Below are 24,442 nucleotides of genomic sequence, written 5' to 3'. Positions count from 1 at the left end.
CGGGTCAGCTCCTTACCAGGGGGGCGGCGGCGGGGGCCGGGACGCGTTCGGCGAGCGGCGTGACGGGCGGGATCGCCTCCGGCGGCTCGCCGAGCAGCACCCGGCGCACCACGCGCTCGGCGGCCCGGCCGTCGTCGAACTCGCAGAACCGCTCCCGGAACGCGGCCCGCAGCGCGGCCGACTCGGCCCCCGCGTAGGAGCCGTCGCGGAAGATCCGCGCCAGCTCCTCGGGGGTACGCGCCACCGGGCCGGGCGGCGCCGCCGTCAGGTCGAAGTAGACGCCCCGCGTCTCGCGGTAGACGTCCCAGTCGCCGGCGTACACGACGATCGGCCGGTCCAGGTTGGCGTAGTCGAACATGATCGACGAGTAGTCGGTGACCAGCGCGTCGGCGGCCAGGCACACGTCCTCGGAGGAACGGTGGGCGGTGACGTCGATGATCCGGCCGCTGCCGCGCGCGCCGCCCCGGTCGTAGAAGTAGTGCGCGCGCAGCAGGACCACGACGTCCTCCCCGGCCGCCTCGCAGAACGCCTCCAGGTCCAGGCCGCCGGTGTCGAACCCGGTCTGGTAGTCCCGGTGCGTCGGCGCGTACAGGACGGCCGTGCTGCCCTCGGGGACGCCCAGCTCGCGGCGGACGCGGGCCACGTCGTCCGCGGTCGCCGTGTAGTACACGTCGTTGCGCGGATAGCCGTACTCCAGGTGCTCGTAGGAGCCCGGGAAGGCGCGCTCCCACACCTGGGTGGAGTGGCGGTTGGCGGACAGGTTGTAGTCCCAGCGGTCCACCCGGCCCAGCAGCTTGGTGAAGCTGCCGCTGGCCGCGGCCACCACCGGGTACGTCGACTGGTCGACGCCCATCGTCTTCAGCGGGGTGCCGTGCTGGGTCTGCAGATGCACGCTGCCGGGCCGCTTGACCACGCCTTCCGCGAAGTTGGCGTTGTTGACCAGGTACGTGGCGCGGGCCAGCACCCGCCAGGAGCGGCGGCTGCCGATCACCGCGTGGTCGACGCCCTCCGGCAGGGTGTGCTCCTGGCCGGGCTCCACCAGGAACACACCGCGCAGCCGCGGGGCGAGTTCGCGCGCCTTGGCGTGCAGCGCGGCCGGGTTGCAGGCGTAGCCGCGGCCCCAGTACGCGCAGTACACGACGAGGTCCGGATCCAGCGGCCGGCACAGATGCCACCGGTACAGCAGGCGGGTGCGCAGCCCGTGCGGGCGCGGCAGCCCCTGGAGCACGCGCGTCGCCGCCCGGTTGGCGCCGCGCAGCGCCCGGAACGCCGCGTACGACCCGGACGCCAGCAGCCGGTGCTGCACGCCCAGCCGCCCGGCGGGAGGCCGGAAACCGGCGGGGCGGTGGCGCCGGTGGAGCGCGCAGGCCCGCCGGAAGAACGCCCGGCGGCCGCCCTCGGGCAGACGCCGCGGATGGGTCGCCGTCTTCAGGATCGCCGCGAAGAGGTGCTCGAACAGCGCGGTGCGGCGCGCGGCGGACAGGTCCAGCCCGGCCACCCGCGTGAGCACCAGGTCCGCCTGGTCGAGCAGGTGGGCGTGGTGCGCGCCCGGCCGGTGCAGCCGGTTGCCCTGCCGGCGCACCAGATGCCGTACGACGACGGAACGCAGCACGCCCATCCGCGCGGCGCCCGCCGCGGCCAGGCCGCCGAAGGCGATGTCGGTGAAGGACCCGCCGGGAAAGCGCAGGTCGCCTTCGGCGAGGAAGGCGCGGCGGTAGGCGGCGCTCCACGCGGGCAGCGGCACGCCGGTCAGCCGCGGCGCGGCGTCGGGGGAGAAGGCCCCGTCCGGCGTCTTCGCCAGCAGCGGCGCGGCGGGGTTGGCCGGTTCGCCCTCCCACCAGGGGACGCGCTCGTGCTCGAAGTACAGCACGTCGACGTCGCCCGTCTCGGCCAGGCGCGCGTCCAGCGCCGCCAGCGCCCCCGGCACCAGTGTGTCGTCGCCGTCGAGGAACAGCAGGTACGCGCCGGTCGCCACCCGCATCCCGGCGTTGCGAGCCCCGGCCAGGCCCGCCGACGGAGGGGAGTGCACGGGGGCCACCCGGGAGTCCCGCTCGGCGCGGACGGCGGCGACGTCCGCCGCCGCGCAGTCCGGCGCGTCGCAGACCGGGATCAGCTGGAAGTCGCCGAAGGACTGGGCGAGGACCGAGTCCAGCGCCTGGGACAGCCGGCCCGCGACCCCATGGGACGGGACGATGATGCTGAAGCGGGGCATTCTGCTCTCTCTGTCGTCGTTCTTCACCAGCCGCGGCCTCAGCCGGCGCGGCGGCGGCCGGGCCGGCCCGCCGGCCGCCGGGTGGACGGCCGGGTCGGAGTGGGCCGCGACGAGCTGCGGGACATGCGGACTCCCGAAGGGACAACGGCGGTCAGAGGCTGTCGGTGACGGTGCGCGGCCCGGCGGGTTGCGGCACGCCGGCGAGCGCCGGGCGCGCCGCCGCCGCGCCCGGGGGCCGGGCGCCGCTCGCCGGGCGGTCCCCGGGGCGGCGGACCGCTCCCGCCGGGCACGCCGCGGCGTACGGCACGGCGTACGACGCGCTCGGCTGCGCGCCCGCCGCCCCCTGGTGCGCGGGGACGATGACACGGAACCGGGGCACGGGGACATCCAGGGGTCGGCGCGGGTGTTCGGCCCGGGAACGGCCGGTGGAGTGACCGGGTTACGGCCCCCTACGGCATACGGGGGAACACGCGAAGGGGCGGGCCGTCACCGGCCCGCCCCCGCCGCGCTCGCGGACGCCCTACTTGACGGCGCCCGCCATCACACCGGACACGAACTGCCGCTGGAACGCGAAGAACACGGCCAGCGGGATCACCATCGAGATGAACGCCCCGGGCGCCAGCACGTCGATGTTGTTGCCGAACTGCCGTACCTGCGTCTGGAGGGCGACCGTGATCGGCTGGCTCCCCGAGTCCGTGAAGATCAGCGCGACCAGCATGTCGTTCCACACCCACAGGAACTGGAAGATGCCCAGGCTCGCGATGGCCGGGCCGCCCAGCGGCATGACCACCCGGGCGAACAGGCGCAGTTCGCCGGCGCCGTCGAGCCGCGCCGCCTCCAGCAGCTCCTTCGGGATCTCCGCGAAGAAGTTCCGCAGCAGGAACACCGCGAACGGCAGTCCGAAACCGACATGGAACAGGATCACGCCGACGATGGAGCCGAACAGGCCGATCTTCCCGAAGAGTTCGGCGATCGGAATGAGCGCCACCTGCACCGGCACCACCAGCAGCCCGACCACACCGAGGAACCACCAGTCGCGGCCCGGGAACTCCATCCACGCGAACGCGTAGCCCGCCAGGGAGCCGATGACGACGACGAGCACGGTCGCCGGAACCGTGATCAGCACGGTGTTGACGAGCGAGTCGGTGATGTCGCCGTTCTCCAGCAGCCGTCCATAGCTCTCGAAGGTGAGCTGGGCGGGCTGGGTGAACACCTCCCACCAGCCGCTCGCCGCCATCTCCTCGGGGGTGCGCAGCGAGGACAGCAGCAGCCCGAACGTCGGCACCAGCCAGAACAGGCCGACGACGAGCAGGAACACGCGCACCAGACCGCCGCTGACGCCCTGCGCCAGCCGCGCGCCCAGCGCCCGCCGCGCCCGGACCGGTTCACTGGGGACGGCCGCCTTCGCGACCGCCTCGGACCGCGCCGTCATCGCCGCACCTCCCGCCTGAGCCTGCGGATGTTGAACCACATCACCGGGATGACGAGCAGCAGCAGGAACACCGCGATGGCACTGGCGATGCCCGGCTGGTCCGCCGCGAAGCCCTTGCGGTACAGCTCCAGGGCGAGCACGTTCGCGTCGTCCTGGGAGGAACCGGGGGCGATGATGAACACCAGGTCGAACACCTTCAGCACGTTGATCATCAAGGTGACGGTGACCACCGCGAGGACCGGGGCGAGCAGCGGCACGGTGACCCTGCGGAAGACCTGCCACTCGCCCGCGCCGTCCACCCGGGCCGCCTCCAGCAGCTCCCGGGGGACGCTCGCCAGCCCGGCCGCGATGAGGACCATCGCGAAGCCCGCCCACATCCACACGTAGGCCCCGATGATCGCCGGGGTGACCAGCGACGGGCCGAGCCAGTCCAGGCCGTTGTACGGCTCCTTGAAGTTGTCGGCGGGCAGCCGCAGCAGCGCCCCGTCGGCCGCGGCGGGCAGGGTGAAGGTGCCGTCGTCCGCGGCCGTCGCCGACGCGACGACCTCGCCGTCCTTGACCGCCTCGATCCGCATCCCGGCGTAACCCAGCTCGGAGGCGTCGACGCCGCCCAGGGTGCCGACGCCCTTGCCGCGGGTGAAGTCCTGCCAGGTCGTGCCGGTGACCTTCCCCGGCTCGGCCTCGGGCACCGCCGCCCGCTCGGCGTCGTCGGGCATCACGTCGGGCGCCACGCCGACCAGCGGCAGCGTGACGGGCTCACCGGCGCGGACGGGCTCCTTGGTGACGAACGCGCCCCCGCCGGCCGCTTCGAGCGGCGACTCGCGGCCCGGGTGCGCCTTCGGGAACGCCGACGACTGCGCGAACGTGTCGTGCACACCGACCCAGACCGCGTTCGCGACGCCCTTGTCCGGGTCCTGGTCGTACACCAGGCGGAAGATGATCCCGGCGGCCAGCATCGAGATCGCCATCGGCATGAAGACGACGAGCTTGAACGCCGTGCCCCAGCGCACCCGTTCGGTCAGCACCGCGAAGATCAGGCCGAGCGCGGTCGAGACCGCCGGTGCGAACACCACCCAGACGATGTTGTTCTTCAGGGCGGTGCGGACGCCGTCGTCGGTGAACAGGGCCCGGTAGTTGTCCACGCCGGCGAAGCCGTCGCCGGACTGGTCGTAGAAACTGCGGACGAGGGAGTACCCGATCGGGTAGACCACGAGCGCGCCGAGCAGCACCAGCGCGGGCAGCAGGAACAGCGCCGCCACCGTCTTGCGGGTACCGGTCACGCTCTTGCGCGACTTGGGGGCGGCAGGGACCGGCGGGGCCCCTGCCGCGCTGGCCGGTGGCATCGCGTCAGCCTCCGTAGGCGGCGGCCGCGTCGGCCTCCAGCTTCCGCTGGGCGCCCGCGACGTCCTTCGGGTTCTTCAGGAAGTCCTGGAGCGCCTTCCACTCGCCCTTGCCGGGCGTGCCGCCGAAAGCCTGCGGGGCCTGGTCGGACATGTCGAAGCGGAAGTCGTCACCGGCCGCGACGAGCGCCTCGGCGATCTTGCGCTGCACCTCGTTCGGGTACGCCGACGCCTTGACGTTCTTGTTCGGGGACAGGTAACCGCCGAGCTTCGCCTGGATCGTCGCCGCGTCCGGCGAGGCCAGGAAGGTCGCCAGAGCCTGCGCCGCCTTGGAGTCCTTCAGGATGACGGCCGCGTCACCGCCGGAGACCACCGGCGCGGTGTCCCCGACGGCCGGGAACGGGAACACCTTCGCGTCCGTGCCGACCTGCGCCTTCGTCTGCCCGATGTTGACCTGCGCGAAGTCGCCCTCGTAGACCATGCCCGCCTTGGGCTGGTCGCCGCCGGTGAAGGTCTGGGTCACCGACGCCGGGAACTCCGTCTGGAGCGCGCCCTTCGCGCCGCCCGCGATGTAGTCCTTCTTGCCCCAGATCTCCGCGAGGGTGGTCAGCGCCTCCTTCACCGAGGGGTCCGTCCACTTGATCTCGTGCCGGGCCAGCTGGTCGTACTTCTCCGGGCCCGCCTGCGAGAGATACACGTTCTCGAACCAGTCGGTGAGGGTCCAGCCGTCGGCGCCGCCGACGGAGAACGGCGTGACACCGGAGTCGTAGACCGTCTGGGCCGTGGTCAGCAACTCGTCCCAGGTCTTGGGCTCGCTCGCGCCCGCGTTCTCGAAGACCCGCGCGTTGTACCAGATCAGCGACTTGTTGGCGGCCTTGTAGTACACCCCGTACTGCTTGCCGCCGACCTTGCCGATGTCCTGCCAGCCCTGCGAGTAGTTCTCGCCGAGCTCCTTGACCGCCGCCGCGCCCAGCGGCTTGGCCCAGCCCTTGTCGACGGCCTGCTTGATGGCGCCGGGCTGCGGCAGCATCGCGACGTCCGGCGGCTGACCGCCCGCGATCTTCGAACCGAGGAAGTTGATGATCGGGTCCTGGGCGGGCACGAAGGTCACCTTCGCGCCCGTGCGCTTCTCGAACTCCGCGAGGACCTTCTTGAAGTTGGCCTGTTCGGCACCGGTCCAGACGGCGGCGACCTCCAGGGTCGCCCCGTCCAGCTTGGGCAGGGAGACGGAGGCGGTCGCCTCCGTCCCGCCGTCGGGACGGTCGCCGTCGTCGCTGCCGCCGTCGTCGCCCCCGCAGGCGGTGAGCGAGAACGCGAGCGCCCCCGCGGCGAGGGCGGTCACGGCTCTGGTGGTCTTCCCGGTGGTCCTGCGTGTCCGGATGGTGCGGCTCGTGCTGCGCATCACTGCCCCGTTCTTCGTTCCTCGTCGAACGTTCTGCGCTCTTCCGTGCGCTCTGTGTACGCCCCGGGGGTTGGGGGCGGCAAGAGCGCATCCGGGGTCGTACGGAAGATCGTGACCCCCTCGTGACCAGGCACGGGCGGGCCACGGCCCGGTGGGCCCCGGCGTCACACCAGGGGGGCCACCGCCGTCGCCGAGACCTCCCGTGCCGCCCGCTCCAGGGCACTGGCGAGTAGCGCCAGATCGGTGGGGCCGTTGCCCAGTTCCCGCACGGGGCGCCGGGCGGGCGGGTCGCCCATGCGGTGCCACTCCAGCGGCACCACGGTGGGGCGCAGGGTCGCCGTCCGCGGGATGCGGCCCGTCACCCGGCCGCCCTGGAACGGCACCACCCGCCCGTCCGGGCGGGCCAGCCGCCCGCGCCCCGGCGCCGGTTCGTCCGGCCCCGGCACGGGGGCGTCCAGCGTGACGCGCAGGGCCGCCCGGCGGGCCGGTTCCGACTGCGCCGTGCGGCCGCCGGGGCCCGCGGCGGCCACCAGGTGCACGCCGAGCCGCTCGCCGTCCCGCGCGACGGCCTCCAGCGCCCGCGTCACCGAGCCGGCCGCGGGCCGTCCCGGCGAGCCGAGCGCGGGCGCGACCAGGGCGTCGAGGTCGTCCACGACCACCACCAGCCGGGGCAGCGGCGGCGGCGCGGCCTCCGCGCGCCGCCGGGCCGCCCCCGGGCGCAGCCGCAGGGTCGTGCTGGGCGGGGCGTCCAGGTCCCCGGCACCGGCGGCCTCGGGGGCGCCCGGCGCCGTGCGCTGCGCGACCATCCGGCCCGACACCTCGCGCCGGGTGTGCCACTCGGTGAACTCCGACCGCCCGAGCAGCTCCGCGCGCCGCTTCAGCTCAGCGCTCAGCGACTGGGCGAACTCCCGCATCCGCACCGGATCGTTGGCGGTGAGATGGGTGGTGACGTGCGGGACGTCCGTACAGACCCGCAGCCCCTCGCCGGGCCCGCCGCCCGCGGCGCCCGCGCTGTCCCGGCCGTCGATCAGGACGATGCCGAGGCGGTCGGGCCGCTCGGCGGAGGCCAGCGAGGCGACCAGGGCCCGCAGCAGCTCCGTACGGCCGCTGCCCGGCGGCCCCTCGATCAGCAGGTGGGGTCCCTCGGCGGCGAGGTCCACGCCGACCGGGCCGCGCGGCCCGGCGCCCAGCACGGCGTGCGCCCGACCGCCGAGCGCCGCCGGGTCGTCGGCCGCGGCGGCCCACCGCGCCATCAGCGACGCCGGGGTGGCGCGGGCCAGCCCGAGTTCGTCCAGGAGCCGCGCGGACTGGGGCAGCGGCGCGGAGACGCGCGCCTGCCGCGCGCGTCCGGCGCCGTCGGCGCCGTCCGGCCGCAGCGGCGCCAGCGCCCGCGCGAACCGCTCGGCCCAGGCCGGGGAGACGGCGTCGACGGTGGCGACGGTGCCGTGGCCGACCGGGCCGGCCGGGGCGCCGCCCGCGCGCGCGACGCGCAGCAGCCGCAGGGCCGTTGCCACGTCGCCGCTGAGCAGCGCCACCGCCCCGCACTCCCGGAACACCGGCGAGACCGCGCAGGCGGCTTCGTACGTCTCCGCCACCGGGGACGCCGGGGAGGCGGCGGCGGTCTCGGCGAGGCACACCAGGTGGATGCCGGCCCGCGGGCCCTCCAGCGCCAGCCGCGCCAGCGCGTCGCGCACGTCGGCTCCTGAGGGGTCCCCGTCCACGACGACCACCGTGTACGGGCCGGGGAAGGGGGCGGGGGCGCCGGCCGCGTGGGGGCGCCCGGGGGTGGTGAGGGTTCCGCTGGTCCAGGCGGTCGGGTCGGCCCCGCCGGTCGCGCCGGGGACGCCGGCCGCCTGGGAGCGCGCGGGGGTGGTGAGGGTTCCGCTGGTCCAGGCGGTCGCGTCCGCTCCGGCGGTCGCGCCGGTGTCGCCGGGTCGGCCGCCGGTCGGGCCGGGCGCGGGGGGTCCGCTGGGCCCTCGGGTCCAGATCGCGGGGCCGGCCCCCTCGGTGACGCCGGGACCGGGGGGCCCTTCGTCCGCGCGGACCCACGCGGGGCGCCGGGCGGGGGCCCGGTCCCGATCGGTGGGGGCGGCGGGGGCGGTGGGCCCCTCGGCCGCCCGGACGGGGCCGCCGGGGGCGGCCACGGCGCCGCCCGGACCGCCGGTGCCGCCGGTCCCGAAGGGGCCGCCGTGGGAGGCGGCGGTCGGCTGGGCCGGGATGACGGGTGCCGCCGCGGGGTCCGGCGCGGACGCCGGTGCCGGTGCGGAGTCGGCGCCGCTTCCGGGCCGTCCCGGGTCGGTGAGGTGGTCCTCCAGACGCCGCAGCAGTTCCTGGGCGCGGGCCGCGGCCTGCTCGCGGTCGTGCGCGAGCAGCAGCCGGCAGTCCTGGCCGTGGCCCGGGCGCACATGCGGCAGCCAGCCCAGCCAGGACCACTCCGCGGTGCGCTCCTCCAGGGGACGGGCCCGGTCCGCGCTGATCAGGACGATCTCCAGCACGTCGGGGGAGTGCAGCGCGGCGAGCTGGGCCAGCACCGCGCGCGCCAGCCCGGTGAGCCGCGCCCGGGGGCCGGCGAGCCCCAGGGACCCGACCTCGCGCAGCCCGGCGGTCACCGGCACGGCGGGCAGTAGCCCCGAGCCGTCGGGCGCCGCCCGGTCGGCCGTGCCGAGCCGCACGGCGAGCGCCTCGGGATGCCCCGGCCCGCGCTCCCACAGCCGCGGCCCCGGCGCCAGCGCCGTCAGCAGCAGCGCGGCCGGGTCCGGCCAGGTCTCCGGCGCCGGGGCGCCGGCCGCCGAGGCCACCGCCGTCCCGGCCGGTCCCTCGCCGTACGGCTCCCGCCCGGTGCCGCCGGCGTCGCCGCGCCCCCCGGCCAGGCGGCGCGCCCAGGCCGCGAGACCGCCGCGCCGCCGTACGCCCGGCGGCACCTCGGTTCCGCGCAGCGGTGTGCCCTTGCGCGTGGTGCCGTCCGCCTCCGGACCCGCGGCGGACGCGCCGGGGGAGCTGGGGCCGGAACGCCCCGCGCGCGGGCCGCCGGGGCCGGGGACCACGGGACGCGCGGCCGCGTACGCCGCCTCGTCCGCCGTACCGGGGCCGGGGGCCGGACGCGGCGGGCGCGCCGCCGGGTCCGTGTCGGCGCGCTCGATCCTCGGTGCCCCGGCCTGGCCGGGGACGTACGGCTGCGGCTGCCCGGCCGGTCCGTAGGCGTGGCCGGTGCGCCCGGCGGGACCGCCCAGGCCCCCGGCGGGACCGCCCAGGCCCCCGGCGGGGCCCTCCGGGCCGCCGGCGGGGGTGCCCGGCCCGTCGGCCGCGCGCGCGTGGGCGGCCTCGCCGCCGGGGGACGCCCCGCCGGATCCGCCGTACGCACCGCCGCCGGGGCCGTCCGCCTCCCGGGAAAGCCGCACATGGCCCTCCCCGTCCGGCGTCGTCCCGACCCGCGCCCCGGTGCCCCGCGCCCCCGGGACCAGCCGCAGCGCCGACTCCCCGATCCGCAGCAGCGCACCCGGCGCGAACCGGACCGGGCGGTCGCCCACGCGGGCGCCGTCCAGGGCCGTGCCGTTGGTGGAGCCCAGGTCGGCGACGGTGACGCGGCCGTCGGCGGTGACGGTCACCGCGCAGTGCATCCGGGAGACGTCGGGGTCGTCGAGCGGGACGTCGGCGTCGGCGGAGCGGCCGATGTGGATCTGGCCGCCGTGCAGCAGATGGACGCCGCCCGCGTCGGGGCCGGCGACGACATGGAGCTGGGCGGGGGCGTCGGGCGCCTCGGGATGGGGCTCGGGATCGCCCGGGGCGCCCACGTGGAGCACGGCCCCGTCGATCAGCGGGGGCTCGCCCAGCGTGCAGCGCTGCGCGTCCAGCCGCCGCGCGCCGGCGTACAGCACGGGGGCACCGGAGCCGTCGCCGCCCGGGACCGCCGAGGCCAGCGCCGACGCGACCGCGGCCAGGGCCGTGCCGGCGGGCGCCGTCACCAGCACGTCGCAGCTCGCGGCGCTGCCCCGCGCCGATGGGGACGGGCCCAGCGGGTCTACGACGGTCAGCCGGATCTGCATCGCCGTCAGCGGTCCCTTCTGCGCGGGCGCCCGTGTACCGGGGGACGAAGCCACCTGACGCGGTCCCCCACCGCGGACTTCCCCCACCGCCACACGAGCACGTCGGCCAGTACTGGAGGCATCCTCGCACCTGCCGCCGACAACGTGCCCGCATCCCGCCGCCCAATGATCTTGATTGGTCGGCTCTGCCCGCAAAAATGCCCGGTGAGTAGCGCGGAGATGATCGAACGGCGGCCGTTTGACATCGGTCACGTCCGGGTGCGGCAACCAATGGACCGGGTGGGGCGTCTTTCGAGGACGCGCGGGACCGGACGGCGCACGAGGCGGACCGGACAGGAGAAGGGGAGGACCGGGCGGGACGAGAAGAGGACGGCCCGGTGCCGGGGGCGCGGCACTACAGTGGTCGGAACATCCCGTGGCACCCCAGCGCGACGGACGGCACGATGGAGCACGGTGTACGGGCCAGCCAAGCAAGCAGCAGGGAGCGCATGACGTGCGGCCGGTAGGCAGCAAGTACCTCCTCGAGGAGCCGCTCGGTCGCGGCGCCACGGGGACCGTCTGGCGGGCCCGCCAGAGGGAGACCGCGGGCGCCGAGGCGGCCGTACCCGGACAGCCCGGCGAGACGGTCGCGATCAAGGTCCTCAAGGAGGAGCTGGCGAACGACGCCGACGTCGTGATGCGCTTCCTGCGGGAGCGGTCCGTGCTGCTCCGGCTGACCCACCCCAACATCGTCCGGGTCCGCGACCTGGTCGTCGAGGGCGACCTGCTGGCGCTGGTCATGGACCTCGTCGACGGCCCCGACCTCCACCGCCACCTGCGCGAGAACGGCCCCTTCACCCCGGTGGCCGCCGCGCTGCTCACCGCGCAGATCGCCGACGCGCTCGCCGCCAGCCACGCCGACGGCGTCGTCCACCGCGACCTGAAGCCGGCCAACGTGCTGCTGAAGCAGGACGGCGACCGGCTGTACCCGATGCTGACCGACTTCGGCATCGCGCGCCTCGCCGACTCGCCCGGCCTCACCCGCACCCACGAGTTCGTCGGCACGCCCGCCTACGTCGCGCCGGAGTCCGCCGAGGGGCGCCCGCAGACCTCCGCCGTCGACGTCTACGGCGCCGGCATCCTCCTGTACGAGCTGGTCACCGGCCGTCCGCCGTTCTCCGGCAGCACCGCCCTGGAAGTCCTGCACCAGCACCTGAGCGCCGAGCCGCGCCGCCCCTCCACGGTCCCGGACCCGCTGTGGACGGTCATCGAGCGCTGCCTGCGCAAGAACCCCGGCGAGCGCCCCGGCGCCGAGAACCTCGCGCGCGCCCTGCGCGTCGTCGCCGAGGGCATCGGCGTCCACGCGAACTCCGCCCAGATCGCCGCCGCCGAGAACGCGGGCGCGCTGCTGGCGCCCGACCCGGCGCCCGCGCCCGTGCCCGGCACGCCCGGCGCCCCGGGCGACGCCGACCCGACCCAGGTCCTGCCGCAGAACCCCGACGGCGTCTACGACCCGAACGCCGCCACCAGCGTCCTGCCGCACACCGGCGGCCCCGGGGGTGACGCCGACCCCACCGCCGTCCTGCCGCAGCGCGGCGCGGCCGACCCGACGGCCGTCATGCCGCCGGTGCCCCCCGGGCAGCCGGGACAGGGCGGGCAGCCCGGGCAGCCGGACGACCCGCACCCCTGGCAGAACCAGCTCCGCGCCGCCCGCGACCGCAACGAGCAGACCCAGGTCCAGTACCTCGACCCCGGCCAGGACCCGCTGCGGCGCCGCCCCCAGCGCCAGGTCGCCCGACCGCAGCAGCCGCCGCCGGGCCCGGCGCAGCAACCGCCCGCGCAGGGCTACGGCCGGCCGCAGCAGCACCAGCCGCAGCGGTACGCGACACCGCAGCCGCCGCAGCCGCCGCAGCCCCAGCGGCCGCCGCAGCCGCAGCCGCAGCGGTACGCCCCGCCGCCCGCGCCGGAGCCCCGGCGGCCCGCGCGGGAGCCCCGCCCGCCGCGGCAGCGCAGCGCCAACCCGATGCGCGTCCCCGGCCTCGGCTGCCTGAAGGGGTGCCTGTTCACCCTGGTCATCCTGTTCGTGGCCGGCTGGCTGGTCTGGGAGCTGAGCCCGCTCCAGGAGTGGATCGGCACCGGCAAGTCCTACTGGCAGCAGATCAGCGACTGGGTTGGTGACGTGACCGGCTGGATCCAGGACCTGGGCGGCAGCGGCGACGGCGGCGGCACCACCGGCTGACCCCTCCGGCCCGGCCTGGCCCGGCCCGTCCCGCCTCCGCCCGCTCCGGTTCCGGCCTGCCCCGCCCGGCCGGTCCCCGCCCGCCCCGGACGTCCACCGCACCCCGCCCTCACCTGCGAGCTTGGTGATTTGTCGACATCCCACGGGTGATTTCCGCCTCCGCGGTGAAGGCCGGCTCCCCGGACGCGTAGTTTTGTCGGCAACACGCGTCGGTAGGAGCAGACTTGGCACGGAAGATCGGCAGCCGGTACACCGCCCACCAGATCCTCGGGCGGGGCAGCGCCGGCACGGTGTGGCTGGGCGAGGGGCCGGAGGGCCCCGTGGCCATCAAGCTGCTGCGCGAGGACCTCGCCTCCGACCAGGAGCTCGTCGGACGCTTCGTGCAGGAGCGCACGGCCCTGCTGGGCCTGGAACACCCCCACGTCGTCTCCGTGCGCGACCTGGTCGTCGACGGCAACGACCTCGCCCTCGTCATGGACCTGGTCCGCGGCACGGACCTGCGCACCCGCCTGGACCGGGAGCGGCGCCTGCCGCCCGCGGCCGCGGTGGCGATCGCCGCCGACGTCGCCGACGGGCTGGCCGCCGCGCACGCCGCCGGGGTCGTGCACCGGGACGTCAAGCCGGAGAACATCCTGCTGGACATGCGGGGCCCGCTCGGCCCCGGCGGCTCGCACCCCGCGCTGCTGACCGACTTCGGGGTGGCCAAGCTCATCGACACCCCGCGCCGCACCCGCGCCACCAAGATCATCGGCACGCCGGACTACCTGGCCCCGGAGATCGTCGAGGGGCTCCCGCCGCGCGCCTCGGTCGACATCTACGCCCTGGCCACGGTCCTCTACGAGCTGCTCGCGGGCTTCACCCCGTTCGGCGGCGGCCACCCGGGTGCCGTACTGCGCCGCCACGTCACCGAGACGGTCGTCCCCCTCCCCGGCATCCCGGACGAGCTGTGGCAGCTGATCGTGCAGTGCCTGGCCAAGGCCCCGGCCTCCCGGCTGCGGGCCTCGGAGCTGGGCGCGCGGCTGCGCGAGCTGCTGCCGATGCTGGCCGGCATGCCACCGCTCGACGTGGACGAGCCCGGCACGGACACCGTGGACGAGGACCCGGGGGAACCGCCCGTGCCGCCCGCCGGGCCCCCGCCCGCCGCCGGCGAGCCGGTGCCCCGCCGGGGCGCCGTGCCGCTGGTGCCGGGGGCGAAACCCGCCGACGCCAACCGGGACACCCACACCTCCATGCGCGTCCCGGGCCCCGACGAACTGGCCGGCGGCGCCCGCGGCACCGCCCGCGCCCCCCGCACGGCCGGTGCCCCCCGGCCGGGCTCCGCCCGCAACCGGGCCGCCGCGCGCCGCCGCCGGGCGGCGCTGGGCGCGGGCGCCCTGGTGCTGATGGCGGCGATCGGGATCGGCACCTGGGCGGCCACGGGCGGCGACGACGCGGGCCCGCGAGACACCGGGGACTCCGCCCCGGCGTCCCCGTGAGGCGACGGGCCCGCGGCGGGTGCCGCCCCCGCGCCGCCCCGCCGTGAGCCCGGTCACCCGGCGCCCGCCGCCCGGCGGAGCCGTTACGCTGGATGCGTGGCAGTCGTCGATGTATCCGAAGAGCTCAAGTCCCTCTCCTCGACCATGGAGTCGATCGAGGCCGTTCTGGACCTCGACAAGATGAGGGCAGACATCGCCGTGCTCGAGGAGCAGGCGGCCGCGCCGTCCCTGTGGGACGACCCGGACGAGGCGCAGAAGATCACCAGCAGGCTCTCCCATCTCCAGGCCGAGGTCCGCAAGGCGGAGGCCCTGCGCGGCCGGATCGACGATCTCGCCGTGCTCTTCGAGATGGCCGAGGAGGAGAACGACTCGGACACCCGCGCCGAGGCCGAGGCGGAACTCACCGCGGTCCGCAAGGCGCTGGACGAGATGGAGGTCCGCACGCTCCTCAGCGGCGAGTACGACGCCCGTGAGGCGCTGGTCAACATCCGCGCCGAGGCCGGTGGCGTCGACGCCGCCGACTTCGCCGAGAAGCTCCAGCGCATGTACCTGCGCTGGGCCGAGCAGCGCGGCTACAAGACCGAGATCTACGAGACGTCGTACGCGGAAGAGGCCGGCATCAAGTCGACCACCTTCGCCGTGCAGGCGCCGTACGCCTACGGCACCCTCTCCGTCGAGCAGGGCACGCACCGGCTGGTGCGCATCTCGCCGTTCGACAACCAGGGCCGCCGCCAGACCTCCTTCGCCGGCGTCGAGGTCCTGCCCGTCGTCGAGCAGTCCGACCACGTCGAGATCGACGAGTCCGAGCTGCGGATCGACGTCTACCGGTCCTCCGGACCCGGCGGACAGGGCGTGAACACCACCGACTCCGCGGTCCGCATCACGCACCTCCCCACGGGCATCGTCGTCTCGTGCCAGAACGAGCGCTCGCAGATCCAGAACCGGGCCACGGCGATGAACGTCCTCCAGGCCAAGCTGCTGGAGCGGCGCCGCCAGGAGGAACAGGCCAAGATGGACGCCCTCAAGGGCGACGGCGGCAACTCCTGGGGCAACCAGATGCGTTCGTACGTGCTGCACCCGTACCAGATGGTCAAGGACCTGCGCACCGAGCACGAAGTGGGCAACCCGGAGGCCGTGTTCAACGGCGAGATCGACGGCTTCCTGGAGGCCGGAATTCGCTGGCGCAAGCGGCAGGAGAAGTAAGCTCGGCGCATACAGCGTTTTGTCGACAAGGCAACTGCCGCCTTTCGGGCGGCAGTTGCCTTTTCTGTACCGTGATGTCGGGGTTCTACATCACACTCACATGACGACCTCTCCGGCATTCGCCGCTTACGCGGACATCCTGTGCGCAATGGCCTTGACGTTGCTTTGAAAAATCGGAATGGTGAGGCGCGGCATGCGTATGTATCGGGCGCATGTGAACCGGGGGGCTTCGCTACAGCTACCTCCGTCGATCACGGCCCCGAACGCCGCCTCATTGACGATGAGCTACTGGGGGTAGCAACCATATGACCAAGAAGACGCGGATCCGTGTCGCTCGGATCGCGGCCGGCGCCGTGATCGCGGCCGGTGCCTCGCTGACCGCCGCGGGTGCCGCTTCGGCGCTCGAGATCGGCGTGAGCGTCGGCGCAGGGGACGACGGCCTGGGCGCCGACGTCAACATCGGCCTCGGCGACGAGCCGGATGACCCGCCCACCTCGATCCCGTCGACCCCGTCGACCCAGGAGCCCCCGACCCAGGAGCCTCCCACGCAGGAGCCTCCGACCCAGGAGCCCCCGACGCAGGAGCCTCCGACCCAGGAGCCTCCCACGCAGGAGCCCCCGACGCAGGAGCCTCCCACCGAGGAGCCCCCGACCGAGGAGCCTCCCACCGAGCAGCCTCCGTCCGAGGACCCCGGTGACGGCGAAGACGACCACGACAACGGCGGTGGCGGAGTCGGCGGTGTCGGTGACAACACCGACACCGACGGTGGCTCCAACCCCTCCACTCAGGAGCAGGGCTCCTCGGCCCTGACCGACACCGGCGCGGAGGCGGTCCCGGCCGCCAACGCCAAGGGCGGCGGCAAGGAGCTCGCCGAGACCGGTGCCGCGGAGACCACGTTCCTGCTGGTCGGCGCCGCCACGATGATCGCCGGCGGTATCGGCTTCCGGCTGCTGCCGCGCCTGGTGGCCGGCCGCGGCGGCGCCACCGCCTAACGGTAGTCACCCGCGCGCGCACCGTACGCGCGGCATAGGCCAAGAGGCCCGGAACGCATCCAGCGCTCCGGGCCTCAGCCGTCTCCGGGGCTGCCTCAGGCGGTCTGGTGGGCCAGCAGCGCCACCGCCGCGACCAGCACCGCGAGGAGCGCCACCAGTGTCATCGGGTTCAGTCCCGCGAAGAAGTTCTCCTGCTGCATCCGCTCGCGGTTCGCCCGGCACACCGGGCACCGGCCCTCGCTCACGGGCGCCGCGCAGTTCGCGCACACCAGCCGGTCGTACGTCATGCGCTCGCCCTCCTCGCACCGGTTCCACGTACACAACGCCCGCGCCGCCGCGAACGTTCCCTTTCCACTGTGCCAGGTTCCGCGGGGCACTGCGCGCGTTCCCCCCGGGGCGGAGCGGGGGCGGGGGCGCGGGCCGGACAAAACACGCAACCCTTGCGCAACCCCGACCGGTGACTGCGGTCCCTACCCCGGTTCGCGTATGGTCACGCTCATCTACCCCCGGCGACCCGTGGTGCATCCGTGATCCGATTCGACAACGTCTCCAAGGTCTACCCCAAGCAGAACCGACCCGCTCTCCGGGATGTCTCCCTGGAGGTCGAGAAGGGCGAGTTCGTCTTCCTCGTGGGGTCCTCCGGCTCCGGCAAGTCCACCTTCCTGCGGCTGATCCTCCGCGAGGAGCGGGCCAGCCACGGGCAGGTGCACGTCCTGGGCAAGGACCTCGCGCGCCTCTCCAACTGGAAGGTGCCGCAGATGCGCCGCCAGCTGGGGACCGTGTTCCAGGACTTCCGGCTGCTGCCGAACAAGACCGTCGGCGAGAACGTCGCCTTCGCCCAGGAGGTCATCGGCAAGTCGCGCGGCGAGATCCGCAAGTCCGTGCCCCAGGTGCTCGACCTCGTCGGCCTCGGCGGCAAGGAGGACCGGATGCCCGGCGAGCTCTCCGGCGGTGAGCAGCAGCGCGTGGCGATCGCCCGGGCCTTCGTCAACCGGCCCAAGCTGCTGATCGCCGACGAGCCGACGGGCAACCTCGACCCGCAGACCTCCGTCGGCATCATGAAACTGCTCGACCGGATCAATCGCACCGGTACGACCGTGGTGATGGCGACCCACGACCAGAACATCGTGGACCAGATGCGCAAGCGCGTCATCGAGCTGGAGAAGGGCCGCCTCGTCCGCGACCAGGCCCGCGGCGTCTACGGCTACCAGCACTGATCCCCCGTCCACGGAAAGGCACGAAAAAGACGCCATGCGCGCGCAGTTCGTTTTCCAGGAGATTGGTGTCGGTCTCCGCCGCAATCTGACGATGACCTTCGCGGTCATCGTCTCCGTCGGCCTGTCCCTGGCCCTGTTCGGCGGTTCGCTGCTGATGAGCGATCAGGTCAACCAGATGAAGGGCTACTGGTACGACAAGGTCAACGTCTCGATCTTCCTCTGCAACAAGAGCGACGCCGAGTCCGACCCGAACTGCGCCAAGGGCGCCGTCACCACCGAGCAGAAGCAGCAGATCAAGGCCGACCTGGGCAAGATGTCGGTCGTCGACGAGGTGCTGTACGAGTCGCAGGACGAGGCGTACAAGCACTACAAGGAGCAGTTCGGCGACTCCCCGCTGGCCAGTTCGCTCACCCCCGACCAGATGCAGGAGTCGTACCGCATCAAGCTGAAGGACCCGGAGAAGTACCAGGTCATCGCGACCGCCTTCAACGGCCGCGCGGGCGTGCAGTCGGTGCAGGACCAGAAGGGCATCCTGGACAACCTCTTCAAGCTCCTCGGGTACCTCAACTGGGCGGCGCGCGGCGTGATGCTGGTCATGCTGGTCGTGGCGCTGCTGCTGATCGTCAACACGGTGCGCGTCTCCGCCTTCAGCCGCCGCCGCGAGACCGGCATCATGCGCCTGGTCGGCGCCTCCGGCTTCTACATCCAGGCGCCGTTCATCATGGAGGCCGCGGTCGCCGGGCTGGTCGGCGGCACCATCGCCTGCTCCTTCCTCGTGCTCGGGCAGTACTTCGTCATCGACAACGGCATGGCCCTGTCCGAGAAGCTGCCGCTGATCAACTTCGTCGGCTGGGACGCCGTTCTCACCAAGCTGCCGCTCATCCTCGCGGCGAGCTTCCTGATGCCCGCGCTGGCCGCGTTCTTCGCGCTGCGCAAGTATCTGAAGGTATGACAGATCGCGCGAGGGGCCGTGCGGGCAACCGTCCGTACGGCCCTTTTCGTTGTCCTAGACTCACCGGCATGTCAGGTCGCGACCCGTTCCACCGGCCCCGCCGCCTCCGCCACGGGGCCGCCCTGACCTTGGTGTTCGCCAGCGTCCTCGTCGCCGGGGCGGCCACCGGCTCGCTCCCCGGGACGGACCGGGAGGACCCGAAGGCCGCGGCGGACGGGGCCCGCTCGGCCGCGCCGGCCGGAGGCCGCCAGGACGTGGCCCGGGCGGCGGCCGAGGCGCTGGCCGACGGCAAGTCCCCCGTGGAGGCCGCCGAGCGGGCCGTCAGCCGCAGCGGCGACCGCTGGGCCGCCGTCTACTCACGGGGCGAGTACGAGGAGCTGGAGGACGCCCTCGACGGCCGCTACACCGGGGTCGGCCTGCGGGTGCGGCGCGAGCGCGACGGCCGGATCGAGGTGACCCGGGTGCGCGCCGGGTCGCCCGCCGACACCGCCGGGATCCGCGCGGGCGACCGGCTGCGCGGCATCGACGGCACGCCGGTCGACGGCCGTCCCGTCACCGAGGTCGTCTCCCTGCTGCGCGGCGACGCCACCGGCGAGAGCGCCGGCACCACCGTCCGGCTCGGCCTCCAGCGCGGCCCGCGCGAGTGGAGCCTCACCCTGCACCGGGCCCGCCTGTCGACGGACTCCGTCACGGTGCGCGAGCTGCCCGGCGGGGCCACCGTCGTCAAGGTCACCGCGTTCACCCGGGGCACCGGCGAGAAGGTCCGCACCGCCGTACGGCGGGCCCCGGCCGGCGAGGGGATCGTGCTCGACCTGCGCGGCAACTCCGGGGGACTGGTCGGCGAGGCCGTCACGGCCGCCTCCGCCTTCCTCGACGGCGGCCTGGTCGCCACCTACGACGTCGACGGCGAGCAGCGGGTGCTGCACGCCGAGCCCGGCGGGGACACCGCCAGGCCGCTGGTCGCGCTCGTCGACGGCGGCACGATGAGCGCGGCCGAACTGCTCACCGGCGCCCTGAAGGACCGCGGCCGGGCGGTCGTCGTGGGCTCCCGCACCTTCGGCAAGGGCTCGGTGCAGATGCCGAGGCGGCTGCCCGGCGGCTCGGTCGCCGAGCTGACCGTCGGCCACTACCGCACCCCCTCCGGCCGCGGCGTCGACGGCACGGGCATCACACCCGACCTGGAGGTCGACCCCGACGCCCCGGCCGCGCTCCAGCGGGCGCGGACGGTCCTCCGCGGCCTGGGACAGGAACCGCCGCCCGCGTAAATCGGCTTCCCGCCAGACCCCTGGGTGGTGCGAAAATGGTCGGCACTATGGCTAAGGAAAAAGGGCGCAAGCTGATCGCGCAGAACAAGAAGGCGCGGCACGACTACCACATCCTCGACACCTACGAGGCCGGGCTCGTCCTCACCGGGACCGAGGTGAAGTCGCTGCGCCAGGGGCGGGCGTCGCTGGCCGACGGCTTCGTGCAGCTGGACGGGCACGAGGCGTGGCTGCACAACGTGCACGTGCCGGAGTACAGCCAGGGCACCTGGACCAACCACAGCGCCCGCCGCAAGCGGAAGCTGCTGCTGCACCGCGTGGAGATCGACAAGCTGGAGTCGAAGTCCCAGGAGACGGGGCACACCATCGTGCCGCTCGCCCTGTACTTCAAGGACGGCCGCGCCAAGGTCGAGATCGCGCTGGCGCGCGGCAAGAAGGAGTACGACAAGCGGCAGACCCTGCGGGAGAAGCAGGACCGGCGGGAGGCCGAGCGGGCGATGTCGGCGATCCGGCGGCGGCAGCGGGCGTGACCCGCCTCACCCCGGGCACCCGGGAATGGCGGGCGGCCGGGACGCGTTGGACCCGGCGCCCGGCGGGGTGACCGCCGGGGAATACGGTGGCATCGACGGGCGTTGGTCCCGTAGGATGACAACCGCACCTCACGGTGGGTGCGCACCTTGAGAAATCAACATGGGGATGATCGGTTTCGACAGCGGCTGTCGAAGCAGGGGAAGCGTGTCGAGGAAGCGGCCATGATCTCGTAAACCACAGGCCGAAAAAAATAATCGCCAACACCAAGCGCGATTCCTCCCAGCAGGCCTTCGCCCTCGCTGCCTGATCTCAGGTAGCAGAGCGAGCCTCCTACTAAGGGAGTGTCAGCCCGGGGCTGTTCCCGACCCGGATCCTGGCATCAGCTAGGGAACTAAACCTCGATCCCGGTCACGGGGTGAAGAGGGAAACCACACAGTGACTGAGCCCGTCGGAGACTTGTCCGCGTGATCTCCGGGGCCGAGAAAAGCGAAGCGGACTGCACACGGAGAAGCCCTGGTTCCGCACCGTTGGACGCGGGTTCGATTCCCGCCATCTCCACCATCTCCATGAAGGGCCCGGTGATCCGCGATCACCGGGCCCTTTGGTGTGCGGCCACACAGCCGGTCCCCCGCCCTGTGGCGGCCGGCCCCATATCCGGCGGGGGCTCCCGCCCCTACCGTCCCTGGCCATGACACACACCAGAGCCGCACGTTCCGTCACCGCCCTGGCGACCCTGCTGGCCGCCCTGCTCACCCTCCTCGCCGCCCCCGGCCGGGCCTCGGCCGCCTCCCTCCAGGAGGTGACCGGCTTCGGCACCAACCCCGGCGCGCTGAGGATGTTCCGGTACGTCCCCGACGGGCTCCCGGCGGGCCGGCCGGTCGTCCTCGCGCTGCACGGCTGCACCCAGAACGCCGCCGGATACGGCACCGGCAGCGGCTGGCCGGAGCTCGCCGACCGCTGGGGGTTCTCCGTCGTCCTGCCTCAGCAGCAGAGCGCCAACAACCTCTCCTCCTGCCTGAACTGGTTCCAGACCGGCGACATACAGCGCGGCCAGGGCGAGGCCGCGTCCCTCGCGCAGATGGTGGACCGGCAGCTCGCCGACACCGGCGCGGACCCGTCCCGGGTGTACGTCACCGGGCTGTCGGCCGGCGGCGGCATGACCGCCGTGATGATGGCGGCGTACCCGGAGAAGTTCGCCGCCGGCGGGATCGTCGCCGGACTGCCCTACGGCTGCGCGCAGGCCGCCGGATCGCCGTACGTGTGCATGTACGTCGGCGCCACGCAGACGCCGCGGCAGTGGGGGGACCGGGTGCGGGCCGCCCGGCCCGGCTACGGCGGACCCTGGCCGGCCCTGACCGTGCTGCACGGGAGCGCGGACTACACGGTCCGGCCCGCCAACATGACCGGCCTGGTCGAGCAGTGGACCGACGTGCACGGCGCCGATCGCACCGCCGACACCAGCGACACGGTCGCCGGGTACCCGCACCAGATCTTCCGGGACCCGTCCGGGAGGGCGGTCGTGGAGACGTACGCCATCACGGGGATGGGACACGGCCAGCCCGTCGCCCCGGGCACCGGCGGCGAGAGGTGCGGGACGGCCGGGGCGTACGCGCTGGACGTCGGCTTGTGCGCGGCCTACCGGCTCGGCCGGGCCTGGGGGCTCGGCTGACCCGGCGTCCGGTGCGGCCCCCCGCCGGGCGGTGCCGTGGTCGCGCCCCGCGTCAGCCGGGGCGGCAGCAGCGTGACGCCCGGCACCGGCTCGCCCGCCAGGTGCCGCACCAGCAGCTCCACCGCCCGCCCGCCCCGTGCGGCGGACGGCACGGTGACCGAGGTGACCGGGAGGCGGCCCGCACCGGCGGGCGGGTCCGGGCACAGCGCGACCACGGACACGTCGGCGGGCACCCGCAGGCCGAGGTGGTCGAAGGCGCCGACGAGCAGTTCCACGAGCCGCTCGCCGCGGACGACCACGGCGGTCGGCGCGGGCCGCGCGCGCAGCAGCCGCCCGGCGGTGAGCCGGGCGGCGTCCGGCGCCGCCGCACAGGAGTACGCCGAGCAGGCCAGCCCCGCGCGGGCGGCGGCGGCCGCCACGCCCCGGGCCGCCCGCCCGGCCGGCCCCCGCGACGGCGGCCCGACCAGCGCCACCGCCCGGTGCCCGAGTCCCGCCAGATGGTCGACGCACAGCGCGCCCGCCGCCTCGACGTCGACGTCCACGCAGGTCAGTCCGTCCGGTTCGGCGGGCACACCGATCAGTACGCAGGGCCGGTCCAGCGCGCGCAGCAGCGGCAGCCGGGGATCGCGGGCCCGTACGTCCGTCACGATCAGCGCGTCCGCCAGGGCCGCGTCCGCCGCGTGCCGCAGCCCGTCCGTCCCGTCCGCGTCCCCCTCCCGGCTGACCAGCAGCACGTCCCGGCCGTGCGCGCGGGCCGCGGTGACCGCGGACGCCACGCACTCCATCACCGCCGGCACCCGGACGTCGGCGGACGAGGAGAGCACCAGCGCGACCACGTTCGTCCGGCCGCCCGCCACCGGCCGGGCCTCCCCGCGGGGCCGGTAGCCCAGCTCGCGCATCGCCGCCTCGACCCGGCGGCGGGTCGCCGCGGAGATCGGGCGCTTGCCGCTGAGCGCGTAGGAGACGGTGCTGGGCGACACCCCGGCGCGCCGCGCCACGTCCGTGATCCTGACCATCAGGACGGCTCCGGCCCGTGCGCCCGCCCTCGTGCCGTCGGCATGGTCGGCTCCTCCCGGGGCGGACGCGGGGACGGCTCCGGCGCCGGTCGTCGAAGCCCCGCGACGGGAAGGTAGGGACGGAGGGGGCTCGCGTCAATGGTTCGCGCGGGAACCGCGAACAGACGACAGGCCCTGGCGCAGCCCCCTCGTGGCAGCGCGGGGCCGGGACCACCGGAAGCGCCGGCCGCGCCGAGCGTTCCCGCTCGGTGCGGCCGGCGTGAGCTTGCCGGATGCCGGCCCTGGGGTCCGCCTACTTCAGGTAGCCGCCCTTGAAGCCGCTCTGGTCGGCCCACACGCGCTGACGGCCGTCCCAGGCGATGCCCTTCCACTCGCCCTGCCAGATCGTCTCGGCGGTGGCGTTGTTCGCCGGGTCCGCGGAGATCCACTTGCTGACGATGCCGTGGCGGAACTCGACGAACGGGACGCGGTTGCGGTGCGAGGCGTACCCGCTGTAGACCTTGACGACCCGCGACTTGGTCGTGCGGTAGTTGACACCGATCTTCACGGTCGTGACCGTCACACCGAGGATCTTGTCGGAGACCTGGTACCAGGCGTTCCAGTCGTAGTACCGCGCCGTCGGGTCGGCGAGCTCCTCGTCGGTCGAGGGAGCGGACTCGACCTGGTCGATACCGGTCGTCGCCTCCAGGACGACGTCGCCGTTCTCGCTGGTCTTCGTCAGCTCGGTCTCGTAGGACTCCTCGTTGATGGAGTCGACGTCCGTGACGTCCGAGAGGAAGTCCCCGAGCTCCTGACCGCGCTGGGGGTCGTTCAGGTAGGTGATGAACTGCTCCTGCTCGCCCTCGGAGAGCGCCTGGAACTCGTCCAGCGTCTGCTGGGCGTCCGCGTCACCCAGCTCCACCTGCTCCACGAGGTAGGCCTCGTACGACGCCGGGGTGGAGCCGACCGCCTCCTCCGCGGACGCCGTCGCCGGCATGGCCGCCATGGTGATGGCCGCCGCCGTCACGGCGGCCATTCCGACGAGCCTTCTGCGGGTCATCTTCGCGGTCTTGCGCATGTCTACTGCCTCCGTTACGTGGATGAGAAACACGAAGCGAAATGAAGCAGCAGGGAAAGCACGCACGGTGCACATGGGTGGCATTACTTTTCAGTAATGCCTGGCCCCCCCTGCGTGCGGTTTCGCCTTTCCCCTTTCGGCGTTCCCGCACAGTCATGATCTTTCCATGAGAGACGGCTTGATGTGAACACGTACTCTCTTTATTTGAGGTTGACTTGAGCTTGCCCGCCGAGTTATTTGAGGTTGGCTTGAGCTTTCCGTCGAGGCGTCCGATAAATGAAAACGGATAGGTTCGAAATCGGTCGCCGAACACGCGAGACGCCCGGCCGGGGAACCCCGGCCGGGCGTCTCGCGTGCTCTTCTCTGGGTGCGGTGCCGGCGTCAGAACGTCAGCGACCAGCCGGTGAGGGTGCCGGTGGCG

At 74.1% G+C, this 24,442-nt stretch carries 18 protein-coding genes and 1 other RNA gene; 10 read left to right on the top strand and 9 right to left on the bottom strand.

Annotated features, from left to right (window positions below):
* Positions 1-4 precede the first annotated feature (4 nt).
* The 6 genes from AB0L74_RS04535 to AB0L74_RS04510 form a co-directional block, all read right to left on the bottom strand.
* Positions 5-2,212, bottom strand: coding sequence for a CDP-glycerol:glycerophosphate glycerophosphotransferase (locus AB0L74_RS04535; RefSeq protein WP_365645476.1), 2,208 nt, complete (start codon positions 2,210-2,212; stop codon positions 5-7).
* 151 nt (positions 2,213-2,363) lie between these two features.
* Positions 2,364-2,591 (bottom strand): hypothetical protein, encoded by a 228-nt coding sequence (locus tag AB0L74_RS04530; protein WP_365645474.1) that lies wholly within the window; start codon positions 2,589-2,591, stop codon positions 2,364-2,366.
* Positions 2,592-2,732: 141 nt separating this feature from the next.
* A complete protein-coding gene (locus AB0L74_RS04525; protein ID WP_365645473.1) occupies positions 2,733-3,644 on the bottom strand; it encodes a carbohydrate ABC transporter permease in 912 nt (303 codons plus the stop codon).
* Positions 3,641-4,987: a sugar ABC transporter permease gene (locus AB0L74_RS04520; protein WP_365645472.1), complete on the bottom strand. Its 1,347-nt coding sequence runs from the start codon at positions 4,985-4,987 to the stop codon at positions 3,641-3,643. The genes AB0L74_RS04525 and AB0L74_RS04520 overlap by 4 nt, the downstream gene beginning before the upstream one ends.
* A 4-nt stretch (positions 4,988-4,991) precedes the next feature.
* A complete protein-coding gene (locus AB0L74_RS04515) occupies positions 4,992-6,386 on the bottom strand; it encodes an ABC transporter substrate-binding protein (protein ID WP_365645471.1) in 1,395 nt (464 codons plus the stop codon).
* Between the two features lie 164 nt (positions 6,387-6,550).
* A complete protein-coding gene (locus AB0L74_RS04510; protein WP_365645558.1) occupies positions 6,551-10,429 on the bottom strand; it encodes an FHA domain-containing protein in 3,879 nt (1,292 codons plus the stop codon).
* Between the two features lie 493 nt (positions 10,430-10,922).
* On the opposite strand from AB0L74_RS04510, the gene AB0L74_RS04505 reads away from it, so the two are divergent.
* The 4 genes from AB0L74_RS04505 (at position 10,923) to AB0L74_RS04490 (ending at position 16,317) form a co-directional block, all read left to right on the top strand.
* Positions 10,923-12,647 carry a serine/threonine-protein kinase gene (locus tag AB0L74_RS04505; protein WP_365645469.1) on the top strand — a complete coding sequence of 575 codons (1,725 nt, stop codon included), beginning with the start codon at positions 10,923-10,925 and terminating at the stop codon, positions 12,645-12,647.
* Positions 12,648-12,871: 224 nt separating this feature from the next.
* Positions 12,872-14,122, top strand: coding sequence for a serine/threonine-protein kinase (locus tag AB0L74_RS04500; protein WP_365645467.1), 1,251 nt, complete (start codon positions 12,872-12,874; stop codon positions 14,120-14,122).
* Between the two features lie 96 nt (positions 14,123-14,218).
* Positions 14,219-15,325: a peptide chain release factor 2 gene (prfB, locus tag AB0L74_RS04495; protein WP_365645465.1), complete on the top strand. Its 1,107-nt coding sequence runs from the start codon at positions 14,219-14,221 to the stop codon at positions 15,323-15,325.
* 305 nt (positions 15,326-15,630) lie between these two features.
* Positions 15,631-16,317 carry a hypothetical protein gene (locus AB0L74_RS04490; RefSeq protein WP_365645463.1) on the top strand — a complete coding sequence of 229 codons (687 nt, stop codon included), beginning with the start codon at positions 15,631-15,633 and terminating at the stop codon, positions 16,315-16,317.
* A 95-nt stretch (positions 16,318-16,412) separates the two neighbouring features.
* On the opposite strand, the gene AB0L74_RS04485 is transcribed toward AB0L74_RS04490, so the two are convergent.
* On the bottom strand, positions 16,413-16,604 hold the full coding sequence (locus AB0L74_RS04485) for a hypothetical protein (protein WP_365645461.1): 192 nt from the start codon (positions 16,602-16,604) through the stop codon (positions 16,413-16,415).
* Between the two features lie 240 nt (positions 16,605-16,844).
* On the opposite strand from AB0L74_RS04485, the gene ftsE reads away from it, so the two are divergent.
* The 6 genes from ftsE (at position 16,845) to AB0L74_RS04455 (ending at position 21,948) form a co-directional block, all read left to right on the top strand.
* Positions 16,845-17,534: a cell division ATP-binding protein FtsE gene (gene ftsE / locus AB0L74_RS04480; RefSeq protein ID WP_365645459.1), complete on the top strand. Its 690-nt coding sequence runs from the start codon at positions 16,845-16,847 to the stop codon at positions 17,532-17,534.
* Positions 17,535-17,568: 34 nt separating this feature from the next.
* Positions 17,569-18,486: a permease-like cell division protein FtsX gene (gene ftsX / locus AB0L74_RS04475; RefSeq protein WP_365645457.1), complete on the top strand. Its 918-nt coding sequence runs from the start codon at positions 17,569-17,571 to the stop codon at positions 18,484-18,486.
* Between the two features lie 68 nt (positions 18,487-18,554).
* Complete coding sequence (locus tag AB0L74_RS04470) at positions 18,555-19,751, top strand: S41 family peptidase (RefSeq protein WP_365645455.1); 1,197 nt, start codon at positions 18,555-18,557, stop codon at positions 19,749-19,751.
* 47 nt (positions 19,752-19,798) lie between these two features.
* Positions 19,799-20,278 carry an SsrA-binding protein SmpB gene (gene smpB / locus AB0L74_RS04465; RefSeq protein ID WP_365645453.1) on the top strand — a complete coding sequence of 160 codons (480 nt, stop codon included), beginning with the start codon at positions 19,799-19,801 and terminating at the stop codon, positions 20,276-20,278.
* Positions 20,279-20,440: 162 nt separating this feature from the next.
* Positions 20,441-20,840, top strand: a transfer-messenger RNA (tmRNA) gene (gene ssrA, locus AB0L74_RS04460).
* 127 nt (positions 20,841-20,967) lie between these two features.
* Positions 20,968-21,948, top strand: a complete 981-nt coding sequence (locus AB0L74_RS04455; RefSeq protein ID WP_365645451.1) for a PHB depolymerase family esterase — start codon at positions 20,968-20,970, stop codon at positions 21,946-21,948.
* Here the strand turns inward: AB0L74_RS04455 and AB0L74_RS04450 are convergent.
* Together AB0L74_RS04450 and AB0L74_RS04445 are read right to left on the bottom strand one after the other, a co-directional pair.
* The gene (locus AB0L74_RS04450) at positions 21,915-22,964 is read right to left on the bottom strand and encodes a LacI family DNA-binding transcriptional regulator (protein WP_365645449.1); all 1,050 of its coding nucleotides are present in this window, start codon (positions 22,962-22,964) and stop codon (positions 21,915-21,917) included. The two genes, AB0L74_RS04455 and AB0L74_RS04450, sit on opposite strands and share 34 nt — an antisense overlap.
* Positions 22,965-23,256: 292 nt before the next feature.
* A complete protein-coding gene (locus tag AB0L74_RS04445) occupies positions 23,257-24,021 on the bottom strand; it encodes a hypothetical protein (RefSeq protein ID WP_365645447.1) in 765 nt (254 codons plus the stop codon).
* Between the last annotated feature and the right edge of the window lie 421 nt (positions 24,022-24,442).

Origin of the sequence: Streptomyces sp. NPDC052020 (assembly GCF_040680575.1) — a bacterium.
Lineage (GTDB): Bacteria > Actinomycetota > Actinomycetes > Streptomycetales > Streptomycetaceae > Streptomyces.
This window is presented reverse-complemented; position numbering and strand designations above follow the sequence as displayed.

Excerpts from the sequence above, each read along its gene's own strand:
- AB0L74_RS04490 (WP_365645463.1), top strand. The coding sequence starts at position 15,631 with ATGACCAAGAAGACGCGGATCCGTGTCGCTCGGATCGCGGCCGGCGCC.
- AB0L74_RS04485 (WP_365645461.1), bottom strand. The coding sequence starts at position 16,604 with ATGACGTACGACCGGCTGGTGTGCGCGAACTGCGCGGCGCCCGTGAGC.
- AB0L74_RS04520 (WP_365645472.1), bottom strand. The coding sequence starts at position 4,987 with ATGCCACCGGCCAGCGCGGCAGGGGCCCCGCCGGTCCCTGCCGCCCCC.
- AB0L74_RS04525 (WP_365645473.1), bottom strand. The coding sequence starts at position 3,644 with ATGACGGCGCGGTCCGAGGCGGTCGCGAAGGCGGCCGTCCCCAGTGAA.
- AB0L74_RS04445 (WP_365645447.1), bottom strand. The coding sequence starts at position 24,021 with ATGCGCAAGACCGCGAAGATGACCCGCAGAAGGCTCGTCGGAATGGCC.
- ftsX (WP_365645457.1), top strand. The coding sequence starts at position 17,569 with ATGCGCGCGCAGTTCGTTTTCCAGGAGATTGGTGTCGGTCTCCGCCGC.
- AB0L74_RS04455 (WP_365645451.1), top strand. The coding sequence starts at position 20,968 with ATGACACACACCAGAGCCGCACGTTCCGTCACCGCCCTGGCGACCCTG.
- AB0L74_RS04510 (WP_365645558.1), bottom strand. The coding sequence starts at position 10,429 with ATGCAGATCCGGCTGACCGTCGTAGACCCGCTGGGCCCGTCCCCATCG.
- AB0L74_RS04470 (WP_365645455.1), top strand. The coding sequence starts at position 18,555 with ATGTCAGGTCGCGACCCGTTCCACCGGCCCCGCCGCCTCCGCCACGGG.
- AB0L74_RS04535 (WP_365645476.1), bottom strand. The coding sequence starts at position 2,212 with ATGCCCCGCTTCAGCATCATCGTCCCGTCCCATGGGGTCGCGGGCCGG.
- smpB (WP_365645453.1), top strand. The coding sequence starts at position 19,799 with ATGGCTAAGGAAAAAGGGCGCAAGCTGATCGCGCAGAACAAGAAGGCG.
- AB0L74_RS04515 (WP_365645471.1), bottom strand. The coding sequence starts at position 6,386 with ATGCGCAGCACGAGCCGCACCATCCGGACACGCAGGACCACCGGGAAG.
- AB0L74_RS04450 (WP_365645449.1), bottom strand. The coding sequence starts at position 22,964 with ATGGTCAGGATCACGGACGTGGCGCGGCGCGCCGGGGTGTCGCCCAGC.